At 59.7% G+C, this 21,095-nt stretch carries 18 protein-coding genes and 1 pseudogene; 13 read left to right on the plus strand and 6 right to left on the minus strand.

Going from position 1 to position 21,095, the window contains the following annotated elements; genetic code table 11:
• Position 1 precedes the first annotated feature (1 nt).
• Both H7J06_RS27070 and H7J06_RS27075 read right to left on the minus strand, forming a co-directional pair.
• Positions 2-1,714: a PE-PPE domain-containing protein gene (locus H7J06_RS27070; RefSeq protein WP_264042504.1), complete on the minus strand. Its 1,713-nt coding sequence runs from the start codon at positions 1,712-1,714 to the stop codon at positions 2-4.
• A 147-nt stretch (positions 1,715-1,861) separates the two neighbouring features.
• A complete protein-coding gene (locus H7J06_RS27075; protein ID WP_264042505.1) occupies positions 1,862-2,041 on the minus strand; it encodes a hypothetical protein in 180 nt (59 codons plus the stop codon).
• 376 nt (positions 2,042-2,417) lie between these two features.
• On the opposite strand from H7J06_RS27075, the gene H7J06_RS27080 reads away from it, so the two are divergent.
• The 3 genes and pseudogenes from H7J06_RS27080 to H7J06_RS32735 all read left to right on the plus strand — a co-directional run.
• Entirely contained in the window at positions 2,418-2,906 is a 489-nt protein-coding gene (locus H7J06_RS27080; RefSeq protein WP_264042506.1) for a hypothetical protein, read from the plus strand.
• A gap of 131 nt (positions 2,907-3,037) precedes the next feature.
• Complete coding sequence (locus tag H7J06_RS27085) at positions 3,038-4,888, plus strand: DUF4012 domain-containing protein (RefSeq protein ID WP_372515417.1); 1,851 nt, start codon at positions 3,038-3,040, stop codon at positions 4,886-4,888.
• Positions 4,889-4,919: 31 nt separating this feature from the next.
• Positions 4,920-5,030 (plus strand): annotated as a pseudogene (locus H7J06_RS32735) (transposase); the annotation flags it as partial.
• Between the two features lie 66 nt (positions 5,031-5,096).
• Here the strand turns inward: H7J06_RS32735 and H7J06_RS27090 are convergent.
• The gene (locus H7J06_RS27090; RefSeq protein ID WP_264042664.1) at positions 5,097-5,258 is read right to left on the minus strand and encodes a hypothetical protein; all 162 of its coding nucleotides are present in this window, start codon (positions 5,256-5,258) and stop codon (positions 5,097-5,099) included.
• Between the two features lie 453 nt (positions 5,259-5,711).
• Here H7J06_RS27090 and H7J06_RS27095 point away from each other — a divergent pair, with 453 nt between their 5' ends.
• The 8 genes from H7J06_RS27095 to H7J06_RS27130 all read left to right on the plus strand — a co-directional run bounded on the left by H7J06_RS27095 (position 5,712) and on the right by H7J06_RS27130 (position 14,375).
• On the plus strand, positions 5,712-7,094 hold the full coding sequence (locus tag H7J06_RS27095) for a tyrosine-protein kinase domain-containing protein (RefSeq protein ID WP_264042507.1): 1,383 nt from the start codon (positions 5,712-5,714) through the stop codon (positions 7,092-7,094).
• A 332-nt stretch (positions 7,095-7,426) separates the two neighbouring features.
• Entirely contained in the window at positions 7,427-8,410 is a 984-nt protein-coding gene (locus H7J06_RS27100) for a glycosyltransferase family 2 protein (protein WP_264042508.1), read from the plus strand.
• Positions 8,407-9,081 carry an acylneuraminate cytidylyltransferase family protein gene (locus tag H7J06_RS27105; protein ID WP_264042509.1) on the plus strand — a complete coding sequence of 225 codons (675 nt, stop codon included), beginning with the start codon at positions 8,407-8,409 and terminating at the stop codon, positions 9,079-9,081. The genes H7J06_RS27100 and H7J06_RS27105 overlap by 4 nt, the downstream gene beginning before the upstream one ends.
• Positions 9,078-10,010 (plus strand): phosphoglycerate dehydrogenase, encoded by a 933-nt coding sequence (locus H7J06_RS27110; RefSeq protein WP_264042510.1) that lies wholly within the window; start codon positions 9,078-9,080, stop codon positions 10,008-10,010. Before H7J06_RS27105 ends, H7J06_RS27110 begins: the two co-directional genes overlap by 4 nt.
• Positions 10,007-10,729 (plus strand): SDR family NAD(P)-dependent oxidoreductase, encoded by a 723-nt coding sequence (locus tag H7J06_RS27115; protein ID WP_264042511.1) that lies wholly within the window; start codon positions 10,007-10,009, stop codon positions 10,727-10,729. The genes H7J06_RS27110 and H7J06_RS27115 overlap by 4 nt, the downstream gene beginning before the upstream one ends.
• Before the next feature lie 222 nt (positions 10,730-10,951).
• Entirely contained in the window at positions 10,952-12,259 is a 1,308-nt protein-coding gene (locus H7J06_RS27120) for a lipopolysaccharide biosynthesis protein (RefSeq protein WP_264042512.1), read from the plus strand.
• Positions 12,260-12,478: 219 nt separating this feature from the next.
• Positions 12,479-12,931 (plus strand): DUF4352 domain-containing protein, encoded by a 453-nt coding sequence (locus H7J06_RS27125; protein WP_264042514.1) that lies wholly within the window; start codon positions 12,479-12,481, stop codon positions 12,929-12,931.
• A gap of 454 nt (positions 12,932-13,385) precedes the next feature.
• Complete coding sequence (locus H7J06_RS27130; protein WP_264042515.1) at positions 13,386-14,375, plus strand: SGNH hydrolase domain-containing protein; 990 nt, start codon at positions 13,386-13,388, stop codon at positions 14,373-14,375.
• A 100-nt stretch (positions 14,376-14,475) separates the two neighbouring features.
• On the opposite strand, the gene H7J06_RS27135 is transcribed toward H7J06_RS27130, so the two are convergent.
• From H7J06_RS27135 to H7J06_RS27145, 3 genes are all read right to left on the minus strand, one after another.
• Positions 14,476-16,017: an O-antigen ligase family protein gene (locus tag H7J06_RS27135; protein WP_264042516.1), complete on the minus strand. Its 1,542-nt coding sequence runs from the start codon at positions 16,015-16,017 to the stop codon at positions 14,476-14,478.
• A gap of 270 nt (positions 16,018-16,287) precedes the next feature.
• Positions 16,288-17,175 carry a hypothetical protein gene (locus H7J06_RS27140; protein ID WP_264042517.1) on the minus strand — a complete coding sequence of 296 codons (888 nt, stop codon included), beginning with the start codon at positions 17,173-17,175 and terminating at the stop codon, positions 16,288-16,290.
• Between the two features lie 406 nt (positions 17,176-17,581).
• Positions 17,582-18,418, minus strand: coding sequence for an FkbM family methyltransferase (locus H7J06_RS27145; RefSeq protein WP_264042518.1), 837 nt, complete (start codon positions 18,416-18,418; stop codon positions 17,582-17,584).
• A gap of 437 nt (positions 18,419-18,855) precedes the next feature.
• Here H7J06_RS27145 and H7J06_RS27150 point away from each other — a divergent pair, with 437 nt between their 5' ends.
• Both H7J06_RS27150 and H7J06_RS27155 read left to right on the plus strand, forming a co-directional pair.
• Positions 18,856-20,433 carry an acyltransferase family protein gene (locus tag H7J06_RS27150; RefSeq protein WP_264042519.1) on the plus strand — a complete coding sequence of 526 codons (1,578 nt, stop codon included), beginning with the start codon at positions 18,856-18,858 and terminating at the stop codon, positions 20,431-20,433.
• The gene (locus H7J06_RS27155; protein WP_264042520.1) at positions 20,426-21,040 is read left to right on the plus strand and encodes an SGNH hydrolase domain-containing protein; all 615 of its coding nucleotides are present in this window, start codon (positions 20,426-20,428) and stop codon (positions 21,038-21,040) included. Before H7J06_RS27150 ends, H7J06_RS27155 begins: the two co-directional genes overlap by 8 nt.
• Positions 21,041-21,095 lie beyond the last annotated feature (55 nt).

Below are 21,095 nucleotides of genomic sequence, written 5' to 3' on the forward strand. Positions count from 1 at the left end.
ATTAGGCGGCTTGCTTCTCCGCGCCGCCGGCGTCCGACTCCGTGGCGGGAGCGGCGGTGGTCGTGCCGGTTTCGGTGCCGGTGACCGTCGTCTTGCCGTCGCCGGCGGCACCGGCGGCCTTGGCGTTGTCGGCCGCTTCCTTCGCCTTGTCCGCGGCGGCCTTGGCCGCAGCATCCTGCTTGTCGGCAGCGTCCTTGGCGTCCTTCAGCTTGTCGGCTGCGGCCTTCTCTGCAGCGGCCTTCGCGTCGGCGGCAGCCTTGTCCGTGGCTTCCTTCTCCGCGGCGGCTTTGGCGTCGGCGTCTGCCTTGGCCTCAGCAGCTGTCTTGTCCGCTGCGTCCTTCTGCGCCGTAGCGGCGGCATCGGCCGCAGCCCCGTCCGCAGTCACCTTCGCGGCGGCGTCCTGATCGGTGGTGCCCTTCTCCCCCGAGCCCTCCTGCAGGCCGGTGCCGACCGCTGCCGTGTTGACGACCGCGGCGACCTTCTTGTTCTCCACCGGGTCGACCGTCTGCGGGGCGACGGTGCGCGCTACCAGGGTCGACGGCGGCTGGACCGGCGTGGTGGCCGGGGTCAAGGACACGCCGCCGGCGAGCGCATCCTGGATGCCCTGCGCGATGGCGGCCACGAACTTCACCGAGAAGTCGACGGGGTTGAGCGTGAACGGGTTGAACGGCAGGATCGACAGCGTCCGGGCGATACCCGGGTTGGTGACGCGGTCGTAGCCCAGGTCGACAAGCAGCTTGGTCACCGGGTTGACCAGTGCGACAAGCGGATTGACCAGACCGCTGATTCCCAGCTGCTTGCCGATGTCGACGATCGGCTGGTACAGCGGCAACGCCCCTTGTTGCGGGATGAGCACGAACGTCGCGTCGCCGTACTGCCGGTGCGGCGCCTTGGCGATGGCGTCCGCCAGCGTCCCGTTGCCGTCCGGGTCGGCGGTGTACCCGTAGGGCAGCGTGTCGTTCGGCGCGTTGCTGGTCGGGTCCAGGTAATAGCCGTGCACGTACTCCAGCGCCACCACGGCGTTCAGGAGAGCCAGGGGGTTGCCCCAGTACTGCGGGGCGTCGCCGACCGGGTCGTATTCGAAGCTGTAGTTGGTGCTCTTGATGCCGATGTTGGTCGGCAACTGCGGGTTGAAGGAGATGTCCAATCCCGGGATGGTCGGCAGGAAGCTCAGCCGCGACCAGAGTCCCAGCGGATTGTTGATGTTGCCGATCGTGACGACGGAGACGCGGCTCTTGTCAGCGTCCTTGATGTTGTACATCTCCTGCGAAACGACCGCTCCGCCTTGGGAATACCCGAAGAGAATGATCGGGTCCGTGCCGTTCGCCGCCAGAGCCGTGTTCAGCGCGGTGTCCAAGTGGGCGACACCCGTTCCCACCGACTTGTTCCACGTGTCGCACGACAGCCCTGGGCACCATCCCGGGAAGATCACCAACGGAAAGAAGCTCGCCGGATACGGAACGCCGACGAGGTTGCAGTCGTCACCCGTGCTGCAGGCCTGGCCCGAGACGTTGATGTAGCGGTTGGCGGCGTTCTCCTTGTAACCCGTCACCGCGTTCGGACCGTCGATGTTGTGGGTGCCGGTGCCGGGCACGATGAGTGCGGTAGTGGCGCCAAAGGCCAGAGCGGCCGCGAACGCCGACCCGACGACCAAGCCGACGGCGCCGAGCATCGCGACGAAGAAGACCCCAATTGAACGAAGCGTGCGACGCATCTACCGACCTCCACCTAACGCGCCTTCGAGTCACGCGAGCGCTGACTCCCTGGGCATGCTCGCACAGCCAGCGGCGTCAGACGGGCCGATTGACGGTCGTGTCAGAAGCTGTGTGGTTGCTGCACAGCGCGGAGGCGAACCGGAGTCTCAGGCAGCTGCCACGGCGAGCGGCTGAAGAACGGGAACGCCCGGCCCGTCAGGGGTCGCGATCGCTTCGTGGCCACGGCCCCGCACCAGGCCGAGCGCAGTCTTGAGAACCAGGAGACTCGCCACTTGGACGCCGGCGATCGCCAACAGTGGCCAGACGAGACTGGCGGAAAACGTCACCCGGGCAACCATGCGCGGCGGCATCTTGTGAGACGTACGTCGGGAGAATGCAATTGATGCGATCAGCCCCGCCGCTGGCAGGAGTCCGACCAAGTAGATCGACAGCCAAACCGACACGTTCGAACCCCCTGCGCCATCCACGGACACCACCCCCCGGTGGCAATAGCTTCACGCATTATTGACCCGTGCGCCGAAGCCCCGCAAGACAAACGCCCGATTTGGTTTGCACAGCCGATCTAAGCGCTCGGCGTTCGTGCGACGGAACGGCGCTTTGTGTCCACCATCGTCCCACCTCAGCTGGCGTTTCGTGTTGACAAGATGCTCACAGTCTGGGATCTTTATCGCAATTAGCTTTGGTCGAACAGCTGGGGGAGAAATGTCAACCGTTGCTACAACACGTTTCACGAAGTTTCAGGTCGGTGCCGCTGCTGCGGCCCTCACCGCCGCTACCGTTCTTACGCCGGCCATGATTACGCCGACGCTGGCCCATGCGGCGCCGAGCTCCACGACGTTCGTCGAGGGCGTGGGCAATTCTGTGTCGTCACTCGTCAGTCCGGTGATCACGCTCGCCGCCGTTCCAGCCGCTGCTGCCAGCCCATGCGCCAATGTGGACTTCTCCGCAGGGTGCTACGCGGTGGAGGGCTTCAACAATGCAGCGCAATCCATCGTGCGGGGTGCGGTCGTCTTCATCGGCACCGCCGCCTACGTCGTGGCCGCGGGCACCGGTCAGCTCTTCAAGGTGCTGGGCAGTGTTCTTCCCGGCCCGATTGGCACCTTCTTCACGAGTGTGGGCGATGGGGTCAGCGCTTTCGCCAACTCCATCGCTGTCACCTTCCAGGTCGGGCCGTACCAGACCGCTCAGTAGAACTGAGGACTCGGAACGTAACTCGCCAGTCAGTGCCATCAGGCACTGACTGGCGAGTTATTTCGTTTTGGCCATCTTTTGTAGCTGTTCCATTGGCGCAGGCTGCAACCGGAGCACGGGGAATGTACTGAGTGGGCCTCTCTTCTTGGCGTCGTTCTAACGACGATCCGATCGCCGACGACAAGTCTCGAATAGAAGACGATCACGAAGGGCGGCACTGGCTCAGGCGGCGACCTGTCCTTTGGGCAGGGTTTGCGGTGTTGGTCGCGGTGATCGTGGTTGGCGTCTGGCTCGGGTTCCGAGCGCAAATGGCGAAGACAAATCTTGAACAGGCGCGTACCAGCGCGCAGCAGACCAAAGATGCCTTGTTGCAGGGCAATACGGCTGATGCAGCGCGCTTTGCAGGTGAAGCCCAGTCCCATGCGCAGGCGGCTCGGGACGCAACGCACAGCCTGCCGTGGAACATCGTCTCCGTCGTGCCGTGGCTGGGCAGCCCCTTCAAGACCGGTCAACAAATATCCGACGTGGTACTCGGCCTGACCGCCGAGGTGTTGAAGCCCGCTGCAGAGGTCGGCACGGCCATCGCGCCGAATCAGATGCTGGCCGACGGTCGGCTCGATGTGCAGGCATTGCGCAAGGAAGAACCCGCGCTGGGCACGATCGCCGCAGCCGCCGCCCGGCTCGACGCAGACGCCAAGGCGATTTCCGATCCGCACTATGTCTCGGCGCTTGGCGAAGCCCGATCAAAACTTCAGGCCCAGACATCTGACCTCATGAAACTCCTAAGCGGCACGGCCATCGCTGCCCAGCTGGCACCCTCGATGATGGGTGCCGACGGCCCCCGCAGCTATTTCATGGCCTTCCAGACCAACGCCGAAGCCCGAGGTACCGGCGGCTTGGTCGGCGGATTCGGAATCCTTCGACTCGACAACGGCAAGCCCAACGTGGACACGCTGGGGCAAAACACCGAGTTTTTCGACGAGTCATTCAAACCCATCAGCCTGGGCCAAGATTTCGATCAACAATATGGGTTCACGAAACCGACTACTGATATCAAGAACAGCAATCAAAGCGCCCACTTCCCGTATGCGGCACAAATCTGGAAGTCAATGTGGGCACAACAGTCAGGGATGGACGTCGACGGAGTCATCGCTATTGATCCGGTCGCGCTGAGCTACATCCTTGGCGCCACCGGGCCAGTGGTGATGCGGGATGGCGAGACGGTTACGGAGGGCAACGTCGTCAAACTCACCGAGTCGACGGTGTATGACCGGTTCCCCACAGATCAGTCCGCTCGGAAGCAGTATCTGCAAGACGTGGCCAGCGAAGTGGTCAAGAAGATCAGCGGCCCGCTGAAGTCACCTCGCACGTTGTTCGACGCCTTGGGTCGAGCGGTCAGCGAGCGCCGAATCGCGGTGTGGAGCTCGTCGCCCACCGACCAGAAGCTTCTGGAGGAAACTCCGCTGGCCCATGAGGTCCCCGACGATCCGGCGCCATACGCGGGCGTCGTCATCAACAACCTCGGCGGCAACAAGATGGACTACTACTTGGAGCGACAGATCGAGTACGTCGCCGACGGATGCGACGGCAATACACGACTGTCGACCGTCACCGTACGGTTGACCAACACACTCGCAGATGCGACACAATTATCGGATTACGTCGCAGGGCGAATGGGGTTCTTCACAGGACTCGCGGACAATATTCCAAAGGGCGCAATGCTCACGTCGGTCCGCCTTCTCGCAACCGAGGGTGCGCAATTAATTAGCGTCCTTGCAAACGACACAAGAATCCGTGTCTTCGGGGCGACAGAGCGCGGCCACCCGAGCTTTGAAGCCCAGGTGGCAATACCGCCCGGAAAAACTGCTGTTCTAACTTTCCGGCTCTCCGAGCCCACAGCTTCAGGTGAAGCGCGGGTACCGGTTCAGCCATTGATCGACAATGTCACTCCAAAGGTTTCGGTACCTACGTGCACCGGATAGAACGCAAGACCGCACGGATCGTCGAGCCCGGGTCCTGCCCCACGAAGGAGCGTCCTTCTGGGCGTTGGTGTGCTTGGACCTGGCCAACCGCGGAATCAATGACGTGCTGATCATGTGCTTCGATGGGCTGACGGGGTTCCCACTCGAGGTTCCGTCACGACAATCGCGGGCCATACGCTCTTTGACCTCGACCTCGCGTGCAGCCTTGCTATGCGCCGGGCGGCCCCACGACGATCTGCGAGCTCTCGCCGCTGTCGTTCCCGCACGGGTTCCTGAAGCCGGTGGCTGGCTGGTTCTTCAGCTTCACTTCGCACACCAGCATCTGCAGCTGTCTTGGCGCGTCGATCGGCCCGTACGGAACGTTCTCCATCAAGACAAGCACCTGCGAGCGACCCGCGACGCGACTCGTCGCCATCTGGTGCGTTGTTCCAGGGGCGCAATGCTGACGAGCGCTGTCGTCGATGGTCAGCGGGTCCGAGCAGTTCGCGGCACAGAGTTTGTGCGCCCGACCTTTAAGATTCAGGTAGCTATACCGCCAGTTAAATCTCGGGAACTATCGACTCACCTAAGCGACCGGCGGCCCAGGGAACGCCCCGCGTCCCGGTGCAACCACTGGTTGACGACGTTATTCACAACGCCTCACCCCCCGCCTGCCAAGGATGAACGGAGCGTGCAGCTATCCGGCGGAATGGCTGGGTCCTGCTATCTTGTCCGTTCAACCACTCCAAAGGCGACCCAAAGTCGCAGCGGGCGGTAGGGTTTGACGTCTGCGGGATGCAGGATTGCATGCGGGGGCATGGAAAGACAGTGAAATGGGGTGGCGGTGAATCTGCAGGACTTCGCAAAGTTGCTGCGTGCTCGGTGGTTCACCGTGTGCGCGGCGACACTAGCAGCGGTACTTGGGGCCGTCACGATATCGATGCTCACGACACCGCTGTACCAGGCCTCGACGAGGTTCTTCGTTTCTACAGCTGCTGGTGAATCGCTTTCTGATATATATCAGGGCACTCTTTTTTCCCAGAAGCGAGTGCTCTCGTATACCGGTCTGCTCACGGGCCAAACACTGGCCCAACGCACCATCGATAAACTCGGTCTCGACATGAGCGCCGCGGAGCTGCAGGAAAGAGTGACGGCCACCGCCAAACCTGACACAGTTCTGATCGACGTCTCAGTCCTTGATGAGTCGCCAGTCCGCGCACGGGACATCGCCAACACGTTGTCAGATGAGTTCGTGGTAATGGCGAAGGAATTGGAGACGCCCGAGGATGGGTCCTCCCCCGAGGGTCGGGTCGTTGTCGAGCAGCGCGCGGCGATTCCAGATCGTCCGGTCACGCCCAAGACGCTTCGAAATACTGCTCTCGGACTAGCCGTAGGGCTTGGCTTGGGAATGGGGTTGGCCGTTATCCGCGATCGGCTCGACAATACGGTCAAGGATCGTGAGACCTTGGAGGCAATCACCAAGGTCGGCCTCGTCGGGTCCATCCCCCTTGACAAGGATCGGCGGGAGGATCCAGCGATTGCGTTCGACCGGGAGAACTCGGCCATAGCCGAGGCCTTCCGCAAATTACGAACGAACCTGCAGTTTCTTGCCGTCGACAATCCGCCGCGTCTTATTGTGATAACAAGTTCTCTCCCGGGAGAAGGTAAGTCGACAACCGCGATCAACATCGCATTGGCTTTGGCGGAAACTGGCAACAAAGTCGTTCTCGTCGATGGCGATATGCGACGTCCCATGCTCGACAAATATCTAAATCTTGTCGGGGTGGTGGGTTTCAGCACTGTGTTGAGTGGCAGGGCGCCACTCTCGGAGGTGTTGCAAGAGACCGGGTTCGCGGGCGTGACAGCCCTGACAGCGGGTCCAACCCCCCCTAATCCCAGCGAACTGCTGGGGTCGCTGGCGGCTCAGAAGATCCTAAGTGAGCTGCGTGCTCAGTTCGACTACGTCATAATTGACTCGTCCCCGTTGCTCGCGGTCACGGACGCGGCGATCCTCGCGGCTAACTCCGACGGCGTCCTGATGATGGCACGATTCGGTCAAACGAAACGCGACCAACTCGCGCACGCGGTTCGAAACCTCGAGGACGTCGGAGCTTCATCACTCGGTGTCGTCTTTACGATGACGCCTGGTCGTGGCAACGATACATACAGCTACAGCTATTACGGCGATGACAGCGGACGTTCCGCCTCCGATCGCTCGTCGTCGTGAACACCTCTCACTCGGCTTGGTAGACAACACTTTCGGCGAACCGGCTCTTGGGTAACGACGTCGTGGTCGGACAATGTGGGCATCGGGGCCAGCGCGTCAGACGTCGTCGTGCCACTAGAATTGCCGAGTCGTGGCCTCCAAACGGGGGGCTGACGTTCTGCAGCACCGTTGATACGAGGCCGCAAACTGCACGCGAAGTTAAGACGCCGCGCATGCGCCGCATCGCGGTCTCCAGTATTCTCCGGAGCGGGGGTGGCAATGAAGAACGAGATCGCAGTAAGTGCATCTAATCGAGGTTTTCAGCCGGCCAGCAGCCGGCTGGCAGTACAGGTATGAGTAACGGGGACGCACCACGCCGCGTATCGGCCGTTATTCGGGCTCTAAACGAGGGCAGGCACATTGGCCGACTGCTAAAGGGCCTCCAGCAACAGACCGTCAAGTTCGACGAGATCATTCTTGTGGACTCGGGATCCACTGACAACACCGTCGCCATCGCCGAGGCTGCCGGTTGCACCGTGGTGCACATCTCCAAGAACGAGTTCTCGTTCGGCCGGGCGCTCAACAGGGGGTGCGCGGCGGCCAGTGGCGACATATTGGTCTTCGCTTCAGCTCACGTCTACCCCGTGTACGACACTTACGTCGAGCATCTCCTGAGCGCGTTCGACCATGACGGCGTCGCGATAGCGTTCGGACGGCAGGTTGGAGACGAGCGGACGAAATTCTCCGAGTCGCGGGTGATGCTGCAGTGGTTTCCCGCCGAGAACAATTGGGACCAGGGCCACCCGTTCAACAACAATGCGAACTCCGCCGTCCTCAAATCGCTATGGGAGGAGCTCCGATACGACGAGACCCTCACAGGGCTCGAAGACCTCGACTTTGCACGCAGGGCCATCGACGTTGGGCACAAGGTCGCCTATGTTGCAGACGCGCCCGTGGTTCACGTCCATGAAGAGACCTGGAGTATTACCCGCAACAGATATCGGCGGGAAGCCATCGCATATGCACGCATTGTCGAGGGCTCGAAGATGTCCGTGCCACGGGCGATAGCACTCGCGGTCTCGAATATTGCGGGTGACTACCTAGATGCAGCAAAGGCTGGGCGCCTTCGCACCAATGTCGTTGGTATACCGCTGTTTCGGTCCGCCCAATTTATTGGTGCATGGGAAGGGTTCCGACAACCTAGCCACGTATCCGCACGCTTGCTCGAACGCTTCTACTACCCCGCCGACTCACAGAGTTATGATCCGCCGCCCGCACCTGGACGCAAGATCTTGTACTCGGAAGACATCCCAATAGCCATCAGCGGAGAGCAATGACCCACACCGTCGCTATCGTTCCGATGCGCCACAACAGTGAGCGCGTCCTTGGTAAGAACTACCGACCCCTGGCGGGTATTCCCCTGTACCACCATGTTATTCGTATGCTGAACTCAGTGCCTGAGATCGACCTCGTCGTGGTCGACACCGATAGCGAGTTCATCATTGAAGACTGTTCCCAGAATTTCCCTCAGGTTTTGGTGCTGCTTCGGCCGGAGCATCTTCGTGATGGCGCCATCGCGATGAACGACGTTCTGCTCAACACACTCGACCAGGTCGACGCTGATGTGGTGCTACAGACGCATTCCACGAACCCCTTCCTCAGGGCTGACACCGTTTCTGCTGCGTTGCAGTCCTTTTTGACTCCCGGCCGCGGTTTCGATTCGATCTTCAGCGTCACGCGGCTTCAGGCGCGCCTGTGGGACGCCGACAATCAGCCGGTCAATCACGATCCCTCGGTGTTGCTGCGGACGCAGGACCTTGCACCGCTCTTCATCGAGAATTCGTGTTTCTTCATCTTTACGCCCGAAGTGCTGCGAAAGCGCGGCAATCGCATCGGTCTGCGTCCACGCATGGTCGAGATGACTTCACTTGAGGCCGTCGACATCGACATCGAAGATGACTTCGCACTTGCCTCGGCGATCGCGGATAGTTATGGGATCAGCAAGTGAGCGCGCCGCTGGTCCTCGTGACATGCCGTCAGATGCAAGTCGAGCTTCCATTGCACCGGGAACGCATCGAAGATCTTGGCTTCGAGGTCCTGGCACCGGATTTGGGTACGCGGCAGCAGTTCACCGCAGCCGAACTACTCGAATATCGCGATCGCCTTGTGGGGATCATCGCTGGTGACGATCACCTTGATCGTGAGTTCTTCGCGGGCGCATCAAAGCTGAGGACGGTGATCCGCTGGGGGATCGGCATGGACTCCGTGGACCACGAAGCAGCTCGAGATCACGGGGTGCCGGTCCGCAATACGCCAGGCGTATTTGGATTCGAAGTTGCCGACTCGGCATTTGGTTACATCCTAAATTTGGTGCGCGGTTACATAGCCGTGGACGCGGCCGTTCGCCGCGGCGAGTGGCCCAAAATAGAGGGCGTCACACTGGCGGGTACCACGCTTGGAATAGTCGGGTTTGGCGCGATCGGACAACAAATCGCCAAGCGCGGCCTAGGATTCGACATGAGCGTCGTTGCGTTCGACCCCTTCATCGACGCGGCGCCAGCAGGCGTCGCGCTCGTCGACCTCGACACGCTGATGGCCGCCAGCCGGTTCATCGTCTTGGCGTGTCCGTTGACTCCGAAGACCTTTCATCTCATTGATGCAGCAAGGCTTAGCCTGGCGCGCCCGGACTCGTATGTGATCAACGTCGCGCGGGGCCCAGTCGTGCTTGAGGCGGATCTGATCGATGCTCTTAGACACGGTCGCATCGCGGGCGCAGCGCTCGACGTGTTCGAGGTGGAACCACTCCCTACCGATAGCGAACTCCGTGCGCTACCTAACGTCGTTTTAGGGGCGCATAACGCGTCGAATACCCGTGAGGGTGTCATCCGCGCGAGTAAGACAGCCGTCGACTTCCTCGTCGAGGAGCTTTCCAAGTGACCCGCGCGGTCATCATTACGGGAGCAGCCGGCGGCATTGGGGCGGCTCTGTGTGAGCGCATGCGTCACGACGGCTACGTCGCAATCGGCATTGACCGTAACCCGTCCCCCGCGGCCGACAAAGAACTGCAAGTTGATCTTCGCAAGTCTGATGAGCTGATAGAGCTCGGCCGTACACTGGCCAGCGAATACCGGATAAAGGCAGTCGTCCACAACGGTGCCGTGCAGCCCATCGCAAGGGCGGGCGAAACATCGCTGACGGATTGGTTCGATGCCCTCCGGGTCAACGTGATCGCCGTGGATGCTCTGATATCGGGTACTTGCGAAAACCTAGCAGCAAACGATGGCTCGGTCGTCGTCATCGGCAGCGTCCATGGGCGCGCAACATCAGGTGGAGTCACTGCGTACGCCACCACAAAGGCGGCCCTGGAAGGTTGGGTGCGTTCGGCAGCAATGGACCTCGCTCCGGAGATAAGGGTTAACGCCGTGGCGCCCGGAGCTATCGACACCGCCAAGCTTCGCGAGGGATTCGCCCGATGGGGGGAGTCGGCCGAGGAGCGTAGGGCGGTCCTACGAGAACGCACAGCGCTGCACCGCATCGGTGAGCCGAGCGAAGTCGCTGGGGCCGTGTCGTTCTTGATCGGCGACGACGCTCGGTTCATCACAGGCGCAGTACTAGTCGTCGATGGCGGAGCGACCGCACGGCTCGGATCCGAGTAGATCGCACGGGGAGGCAGTGAGATCGACGTTCGCAAGTCACCGCCGTTGAGAGTCGTAGCAGCCGGGCGACACCGGATTGCGCCTGTTCCTCCGGAGCGAGGGGCGCATGCCCAAGTCAAAAGGAGCGCTCGCCGAACTGGGCGGGCGGCCGCGATCTACATTTCGCTCGCGGGCCTCCAGCGGGGCGTCTCGCTGCTGGTGCTTCCATTCGTCACGCATGCGATGTCGCCCGCAGAATACGGTGCGGCATCGACGCTCACAGCCGCGGCGCTGCTTTTGACCTCTCTCTTGGCGGCACCGCTCATTCAGCTCATCGTCCGTGCCGCTGCTCGAGGCGATGAAGACGGCCCCGCCCTGCTCCGCGTCACTGGACTCTACTGCTACCTACTCCTGCCAATCGCCGTCGCCGTCATAGCCGCCGTCTTCGCATTCTTCGTACCTGACCTGTTTGGCGTGAAAGGAACGATCTGGGCGATCGAGGTCCTCGCCATCGGGTTTCAGCCCGCCGCGTCCACCTTTGCCATGTGGGTCGCTCAGGCGCGGGAGGACCTTCCACGCTTCGTCTGGCTCTCTGCGACGTCGGTGCTAGTGACGGCTGTCTCCAAGCTCGTACTGGTTGTGTTCTTCCAGATGGGGGTGCTTGGGTGGGTTCTCTCGGACTTAACAAGCGCAGTCTTTTCAGCCCTGCTTGCGGTGTCGCTAGTGCGCCTTCCTCGCGCGAAAGTGCTGGCCGAGAATGTCCATTATGCGGTCAAGTTCACGCTTCCGTTGATTCCCCATGCCGCGTCGCTGTGGGCGCTGATGTCTCTCAGTCGACCTGTGATGGCGGCGGTCGCCCCACTCGAGCAGGTAGGGCTCTTGTCGTTCGGGTTGAATCTTGCGTCCGTCGCTATTCTCGTACTCTCCGAATCGAATCGAGCAGTGCTTCCGCGTTACTCGTGTGAAGTGTTTCCCGCGCCCACTCGCGAAACCTTCGCACCCGTCGCGTGGCAGCTCATAGCTGCTTTCCTTGTACCCGCGATCGTGGGGGCAGGGGTAGCAGCGGTGGGCGGTTTTATTTTCGCCGAAGCGTACTGGCCTTCGTTCTTCCTCACCGGAGTTCTTCTGGTCGGCCAAGCTGCATATGGCCTCTATTTGATCCCGATGAACTACCTAACCCAGACCGCTGGGCTCCCGAAATTCAGTTCACTGGCGTCGGGTTCAGGCGCCGTGTTGATTCTCGTGTCCATCTTGCTTCTCGCCCCGAGATATGGCGCTGAAGGCGTTGCGTACGCAACCGTCGCGGGGTACGCGGCGATGGCGCTTGTGGCCTTCATACTTTCGGCGATGCACAAGCTCGACATTGCGTGGAGATCGTGGGCGGCGAACTGGCCTGGAGTCGCACTCGCTGCGGGAGCGCTCGTAATGAGCGTGGTCGCTCTCATAGTTCCCGTGCGTCATCCGCTTGCATTCGCGGCGAGCGGAATATGTTTTGTTCTCGTTCTAAGTGCGATCGTAGTAACTCGCCTCAGAAACAATCTCAGAGACTAACCGTAGAACAACCCGATATGAACTGCACTTACCCTCCGAAGACACGTCGTCCAGCCGACATCTGTGCTGATGGGGTGTGACCGGGGCTTGAAAGGTGTCGAGGTCGCAAGCACTATAGGGCATAGGCTCAGCCATGCCCTCTCCCCTGCCATGAGGCGCGCGTTCATTGCTGTCTGTGCAGTTCAGCTAACCGCGGGATGCGCCACCCAGAGCTCGACCATGCCCACCGTCATGCAAGGCACGGCGATTGTGGACGCGGGCTTGGAGATGACGGTCGAAGGCACGACTATGCGCAATACAGTTGGCCCAACCGATTTCTATGGGCCTTGGGTGATCGTGATGGTTCTCGTTGTCAACTACTCAGACAAGCCGGCTTACTTCAATCCAATGATCCAGGAGCTGCTTGTAAACGGTGATGAGTTCGAGCCGAACCCGGCTGTCGCGGAGAGCTTAGATAGCGAGACAGTCTCGTCGGCATCATTGCTCCCCGGCGGCGCCGCCAGCGTCGTCCTGGCATTTTCCATCGGCAAAGACGCGATGGCTTTCACCAAGCAAGCTGGTCGACTTGTCGTCCGCGGGAATCTTGACTCAAGAGGAACTACGGTCGAGTTGAATGGCGCCTCGCGGATGTGTACGGCTAGGCGTAGCAAACAATGTGACGCCAGCACGTAAGCATACAGAATTAGGGTACCGAGTTGAGCGAGGACTGACCAAGATCTTAGCCGGACCTTCTCCGGCATCGCACCCGAGTCACTGCGCAACCACGGAAGTAGACCGGCAGAAACCGCAGGTCAATACGTTGCAGACCTGAGTATCAACTGGGAAAACCCAACTCGGGCGGCATCTACCGGGACGATTCCCACAGCGGCGGGGACTGGACGGGCACGACGTGATGTAATTGCAGCGATCTTGCTGAGGTCGCCGCTATTACCGTCATTTGAGGGACTTGCGAGTCACCGCGCCAGTCACTCCCTTATGTACTTGCACCAGCAGAGGCTCGAGCGGCCGTTCTTTTGGGGGTTCGATGATATCGAATTTAATTCGTTGGTTTCGTAAGCAAGCGGCGGCGCTAAAGGACGTACGGTATCCCCAGCGTCGGAAATCGCGGACCAGCAGATATCTTGCGGTGGCTGCGCTGCTCATGGTGGTCGTCACCGTGGTGGCACTAGTGCATGGCCTCGACGACCAATCGGCCCCTTTCCCGAGCGTCGACACCATCACCAGCAACGGTAGCGCTAACGATGCCGCCGCACCCAAAGCAGGGCCGCTGGAGTTGGCGTTAAACGCTGAGATCAGCGAAGCGTTAAAGACCAAGGAGTGGCCCGGCCTTGAGCCGTCGGTGGAATCGGTGATCAGCGGACCGGAGGCCGACCCAGAAGTCAGGACTAACTGCGGCGGAACACTATTCCCTGATCAGGCACTCTGTCGGTGGGGATCGAAGGACGCCCCGACACTAGTGGTGATCGTTGGGGATTCGGTGGCACTGTCTTACGCGGGCCCCCTGCGCCGGATCGCGTTGGACTCTGACAATCAGATTCAAGTGCGCGCAGAGGCAATGCCTGGGTGTGAATTTACTGACGACCTGATCGCATACGACGACCAGCGGCTGGTTGACGCCTGCACTGCAAGAAAGCAGCATTCGATCGATGTAATCAATGCCAAGCAACCCGCAATCGTGATAATCGCCAATTCCTATGGAGAAAAGCAAGTCGTCGGACACGATAAGCCAATGACACCGCGCGAATGGTTCGAGTCGATGAAACGTATCGTGGCAAAATTCAAGGGAAGCACAAAAAAGATTGTGCTTCTGGCCGCTCCGCCCGGCGATGTGTCAATCGATCGTTGCTACCGCGCTGGTGACAGCAGACCTGCAGACTGTGTCGGCCGGGTATCGAAACAATGGAGCGACACTGCATACAACGAGCGCCGCATCGCCGAGTCCGTTGGCGGGGCCTGGATGGATTCGCGCCAGTGGTTCTGCAACCAATCACGCCAGTGCCCAAGCTTCGTAGGTCAAACACTGACCAAACGCGATGGCGTGCATATGGCACCGTCGTACGGAGACAAAATATTTCCAGTGATGTCGGAAGCCTTCAAGTCAGCTGGAATCCTCTAGCCAACTACTTACACAGAGACAGCATCAGCTCAATTGATCGGTGGTGGTCGGATGCCGTCACTTGCACCGCCGGTTGTAGACGGATCGGGTTTCCCTCGGCCTATTGGGACGGATGCCGCGATTCATCGGACAAGGTTGTTGCAGCCTCCGGACCGGCTGGGGCAGCTGCAACAGCATTCGGTTCTCGCGGGTCCCTGTTCGTAACAAGGCCGTCCAGTGGAGTCGGCGCGTTCTTCTCTGAGCCAGGCTCGTCGGGGGTCACCGAACGCTGCCGAATGAACACGATGATGCTTAGCGCAACCAGGACCCACCACGTCGGTTGTTGACGAGAGTTGCTCGGCGACAATGCAACCTCGGACACTCCCACGATCGAGAGCGCTACCAACATCGACAAACCGGCGAGGTCTGCACTCGCCCTTCCGCGCGCAAGCACCCATGCGATGCGCACCATTGTGACGAGTACGGCGACACCAACAAGCCAGCCACCGTCAAAGAGGATCTGCAGCGTGGAACTGTGCGGTGTAACCAATTGGAGGTCGTTAGCAAAGCCTTCAAAGCCCTCCGAGTAGTACGACGAAGCCCCCGATGTCGACTGACCGTAGGTGCCGTGACCAATCATCTGATGGAGCCAGTCGACTCGCTGCTCGTAAAAATCGATAGAACGTGACCAAATTTGGTCACGACCGGCAAGAGTCGAAGCTTCCTCGTCGGGACGGATGATCCATGGCGCATACGAACTTGCCGCCGTCATCACTTGTCCGAAGACAACCTTTACGTACTCGTAAATGAAGGGAACGATCATCGCGACTCCGACGAGCCAGGGCGCGACTCGGCGGAACATTCGTGGAAGCAGAAGTACACAGGCGCACACGAAGGCAGACCCAAGCAAAGACACCCTTGAGTCGCTCAAAATGATCACGCTCACGGCGCAGACTGCTGCAACCAGACGAAAAAAGCGATATCGCCCGGAGTACATAATGACTGGGACGACTGCGGTGATGTACACGCTGGCCATAGCCGGCGTGGCGGCCAGTGAAACGGACAACGGGAAAATAGCACGCATTCCGCCTGTGAGCGAGTTTCCTAGCCCTTCCGTACGGTCGGCTGTCCCGGTGACACCCACCAACCAAAGCCCAATGGACACAACCACAAAGAGTCCGACGCCATCGATAAGCGATATCACTGCGCTCGATTTCGACTCCGAAAGGCACACCGCGCGTGTGGTGATTAGGCAGCCCACGACAAAATAAAGCAAATCGAACGTGTCGGTTGGAAAATTCGGTCGCAGGACAATTGCCAGCGCGAGGACAGGCAAAGCTGCGCATGACCAAGTAAGGTCCATTCTAAATGAGCCGGTGGAAGGGCGTCGCATAGCGAATGCAATTCCAGCTGTCAATATCAATAAGAAGGCACTAAAGGATAGGCTGACTGGGGTGATTGCGGCTATCGCCGACAGTGCCGTCGGGAGAGCAATCAATGCGACATTGGGCGTCAGCGTAGGAATCCGGTTCGATATGGTCCCCACGCGTCTGCGTCGCCAAACAGAAAGGGCAGCGAACGCGACGAGAGCCGTGACCACGGGTAGTAACATCCAGTAGCCAAGCGCCACTGTGCCGGCACCAGCAGCAAACGCCGCAACCATGCCTAGCCCCAGCAACCAAACCCCGCCGATTGCGGCACTTCGACCGGATCGATCGGCGAATGCGAACTGACCCCGACCGCTTATGATCCCCCGTTTAGGCATACGCTCCCTCTGACGCGCAACCACACCGAGATGCATCGAAGTGGCCCTCAAGAAAAGCCATCGGGCTAGTTGCTGAACCCTTACGGATAAATTGTCTCGTCACGCTTGCGTACTTCATTGCACCCCTCTCGCCTAGCCTGAGTTTCACCTGTCGCCCGAGGTTCGCGACTACTCGTCACATGGACGAAGTGGTTCGTTGTATCTCTTCTGCAGGGTGGGCGTCCAGGAGCGATGGAGCATACGAAATTGAAAACCGCGACGTTCGGCTTCGGCGAGGCGGTCTTCCAGCAAGTCTCCGTGAACCTGTTTCACATATTGAACCTCGTTGCCGACCGGTATCGACTTGGCAAAGAACGCAGGATGCGAATCGCGGATGGACTGCATGAGCTCGGGATAGGTATGGCGATCCGAATTTGACCAAAATCCCGCATCACTAGGCGCACGCCCGTCGAACCCCCATAATCGAATATCGGTTCCCAACGTACAGCCAAGCGGCAGCAGTAAACAATTAAGCACGTTTCCGATATGTGGAAGGTTAAAGCGCTTAGTCAGATCCACGGATATGTCCTCGTGCTCGCCGTAGGGAATTGGCACCAGAAGTGTTTCAACCTCGCGAAATTGGGAGCGCACGACAACATCGAATTGTGCCGGATAAACAAACAGGGTGCGACCAGCTGATTCTTTCAGCCGCCGCAAAGCGTCGGCTCGAAATGCTTGCGCGTGTGGATTATGGCCAAAGTGGTAAATGGCATCTCCAGCTGTGAAGAAGGCCGGATTCAGATGGTGCCAAAGCTCTGGATCGCGGACGATTGTGTTACAGACGACGGTGATCCCGTCGGCAAACTGCCGCTCGCTCGCCAGTTGCAACGAAGGACCGGTTCCGAATAAGTACACGGGCCGCGGACCGCATTCTTTCAGTCTCTGGATGTGCTCTCCGAATGTTAGTCGAGCAATCGCCGATGACTTTCGTCGAGCACCTCGACGGTTTAGCGCCGAACCGAGCTCGAGCAGGTCCCAGCCGTCAACCGGATTGGATTCATAATCAAGATCAGCCACCCACTCCAAACGCCGTAGAGCGAATCTAGATACTGCCTCTGGGTCTGCTGTAGCAACACCAGCGCTGCACAAGTAAGCGCGCATCGACCCCCGGTGTGCGCGTGTGACACGTACCGGATGTCCAAAATGAGCTACCAGGAAGCGTAACCGTGCCTCAACATTTTGCGCCTTCGAAGGAGTTGCATTGCCGGTCACAAGCAGAATTTGCGGCTGTCGAATGGGCATTCTGACTGCGTCCACCACGGTATTGAAGTAGCGCCAAAAAGCTAACTTTGCCCTCCGGAGGCGCGAGTATGAATAGCCCGTCATATGGCTGTCCTTGTAAGTTCTACGTCAATTGACGAAGTCGACCATCGTGTTCGGCCATCACCCGCCCTCCGAACCGATCCGCGAATGCTCAATGTCGTCACGCGTGCCGACGGCGGCCAAGCAGCCGGTGCTGTTTTGGACCGAACGTTTGCATACAGCGAATCGCGTCGTCAGCATCTCGAAAACAGAGCACATTCCCCCAACACGAAGAAACGTCCGACGGCTGTTGTAGAAAAAGGCCACGCCATTCGTGATGAGTGCCGTATTCGACGATCGGTTCCCACACCGAGTACACAAGGTGGTAGCCGTGCTCAATTACGAAAGCCGCGCTGTCCGCCAAAGAATAACCCTGTGGAACAGTCTTACGGTTCTCGAACTCATAAAGTACGAAGCGTGGCTCGTACGTCCAATCGAAACCCTTCAGCGCGAAGTAATCGAAGCCTTCGATGTCAATTTTCAGGAAGTCAACATTTTTCAGGCCGCGCGACCGCAAATCCTCGGCGAGTGTCACGACATCGACGCTTGTGGTTTGCTCATGTGATTCGTGGAATGCGGCAAGAGTGCTGACGCCTGTCGACACCGGCGAGGTGAAGAACGACGCGGATTTCGCAGGTGAATCCGAAACGGCGGAGCTTGAGAGCGCCACTCGAGGATGCGAACCAAATCGCTGCTCAAACTTTTCCCGATTCGATGGGTCGGGCTCGTAAGCGATCACTGACCACCCTAGGTCCACGAAAAGACCCGTTACCGTGCCCTGGTGCGCACCGACGTCGACGAGCACTCGACTGTCGGCATTAGACCCCGCTGCCGCCAAAGTCGCGACGATCTCCGTCTCGTCTTCCCAGGATTGCACCAGCGCCCGCTTTGCAGCCCGCAACCGTTTGACCAGCGGCTGCGGAAGTCGCGAGACGACAGACGAACGTAATTCCCCCATTGAAAAAATTTAGCATGGTCTCGAGGCGCCGGCGGAGTGAGTTCACGGCGGCCGACTCCATCCTCGGGCGCTAGAAACGACACCAAGGCGGTCGCTGGCCTGCTACATGAGCGTAGGCAAGCTGAGAGAACCTCGCACGTGGCGAGAGGGCTTAAGAGGCTGGGCTTTCTGGACGTAGGACCTAACCCAGGCCATGTGGCGACGGGCGGAACTAGCCGGGTCGAACCCTGATCATTACGGTCGAGCGACCGATCCAGGCACTAAAAGCCACCCGGCTGGAACTATGAATCGGTCGATGTCTGCCGGCGATCGGGGCGCCGTCACTTAGTAGATCCGGCAGACCAGCCGACGCTGTCCGGCGCTCGACGTCGCTATGCCCACAATTGTCGTAGACTTCGCCGCGTGGCCCGGGGGGGCGTCCGCCGAGGGGGGAAGACTTGATATCTGTATTTAAGCGGTATCAGCGCGCCTCACGCCGCCGATACCGCCATGCTGCGACTTCGTCGCATCGACTCGATATTCAGGGCCTGCGGATGGTTGCGATCCTCACCGTGTTCGCGAGCCACCTTTGGGACTGGCCGCCCGGAGGGTTCGTCGGCGTCGATGTGTTCTTTGTGATCTCAGGTTTTTTGATCACCGGAAACCTTATGCGCGATGCCGAGGAGACCGGCACTGTCAACTTCCTAGACTTTTATTGGAACCGAATCCGCCGCATCGTTCCCGCCGCCACGGTCGTTCTGGCCTTGACATTCGGTGCAGCGACATTAGTGTTCCAGCAATTTCGAGCCCATCAGGTCGGCCTCGACGCACTTTTCGCCTTCGCGTTCATGGCCAACTGGCACTTTGCAGCCGAGGGCACCGATTACTTCGCTCAGGGCGCTGCCGTATCTCCGATTCAGCACTACTGGTCGCTGTCGATCGAGGAGCAGTTCTACTTCGTCTGGCCTGCGATAATCTTCGTCATCAGCGTGGTGATTGTCCGTAGGAACTGGCCTCACTCACGCCGGACGGCCATCGCGGGGGTAGCCATGGGATTCATCGCCACCGCGTCCCTCTTGTGGGCTATATACGAAACAGCGACGACACCGACGGCGGCGTACTTCAGTACGTTCGCGCGCGTATGGGAGCTGGGTGTCGGTGCGATTTTATCGATCGCCGCCGGGTCCCTCGCCCACCTCCCAACAGCACTCCGGCCGCTCTTGTCGTGGCTCGGACTCGCCATGATTGCAGCTAGTTTGTTTCTGATTGCGGAGGGCTCCCCCGCGTTTCCTGCACCGTGGGCAATTCTTCCGGTAGCCGGTGCCGCCCTGGTTATCGTCGCAGGAGTAGGCGGAGAACCCCGCTTTCAAGCGTTTCTGCGCAACCCAGTCAGCACCTATATCGGGGGAATTTCTTACTCGCTATACCTCGTCCACTGGCCGGTAATCGTTATCGCGGGCGCGATTATGGACGTCGGAATCTATTACTACGTCGTCGTGCTCGCTCTCGCCTCCGGTCTGGCGATAGCGTCTTACCATGGCGTGGAGAATCCGTTGCGACGCATCGACACGGACAAAATTCGTAATGCCATTAAGGATATTCGGCGCGGCCGGTACCAAGCGCATCGGTCCAGTCAGTTCGCTGCAGCTGCCGCGATGAGCTTTCTGCTCGTTGGACTACTCACCTTTATGCTTCAGCCGGCGGCACCCGCCGTCGCACCGCCAGACCTTGCAGTCGCTGATCCTGCTGATGCGTCCGTGTCGGGTACCTACCCGGCCGACGCCAAATTGGCCCCGTTCGGGACGGTGCTACACGACGAAATCGTCAGCGCGCTCAAAGCCACGGAGTGGCCCAACTTTAACCCGCCAGCTGAGACCGTGATCAACGGTGAGATCGCAGTCTCCGACGTCAAGGGTTGTGGGGCGCCGAACCCAACGTCGAACTGCACATGGGGTGATCAGTTAGCGCGAAAGAAGGCAGTGTTGATCGGCGATTCGCGATTCCGTAGCTATCGCCTATCTCGGTCCTTTGCGTGACATCGCCGTCAACTCTGGCGGCGGAGTACAGCTGCACAACGAGGCCCAATATATGTGCTATTTCATCGACACACCGCTCAGCGGCTCCGACGAAAAGCTGGCCGAAGCATGCCCTGCGAGAAAGCAACGAGCAGTGGACTATATCAACACCACCAAACCCGACATCGTTTTCATCTCTCACGCGTACACGGCAGGCAGAAAGGTCAGGGGCACAGACCACGACATCACATCCAAGGAATGGGCTGATTCAATGCGCGCCTTCATCAATAAGTTTCGTGGCAACGTGAAAAAAATTGTGTTCCTCGCACCTCCGCCCTCCGATGTCCTGATCAGCGAATGTTACGGAAAAAAATCGAGCGCGCCAGCCAACTGCATCAGTCGTATTACCAATGATTGGCGATCGACTGCCAACGCGGAGCAGGCTCTCGCAGCTTCTATCGGTGCGACGTGGGTGGATTCGCGCCCTTGGTTCTGCGCGTCAAGCAAGTGCCCAAGCTTTGTCGGCACCGTCATAACGAAAGCTGATGCGGTACACATGTCCCCGGCATACGGACAGAGAATCACCCCAGTCATTGGGGAGTCGCTCAACTTGGCGGGGGTTTTCTGAGACTTGCCGGACGTCGTGCAAATAGCCGACCAACTGTCCCGTGTGTCTGCCACAC

The sequence above is a fragment of the Mycolicibacterium hodleri genome (assembly GCF_025822245.1).
Classification (GTDB): domain Bacteria; phylum Actinomycetota; class Actinomycetes; order Mycobacteriales; family Mycobacteriaceae; genus Mycobacterium; species Mycobacterium hodleri.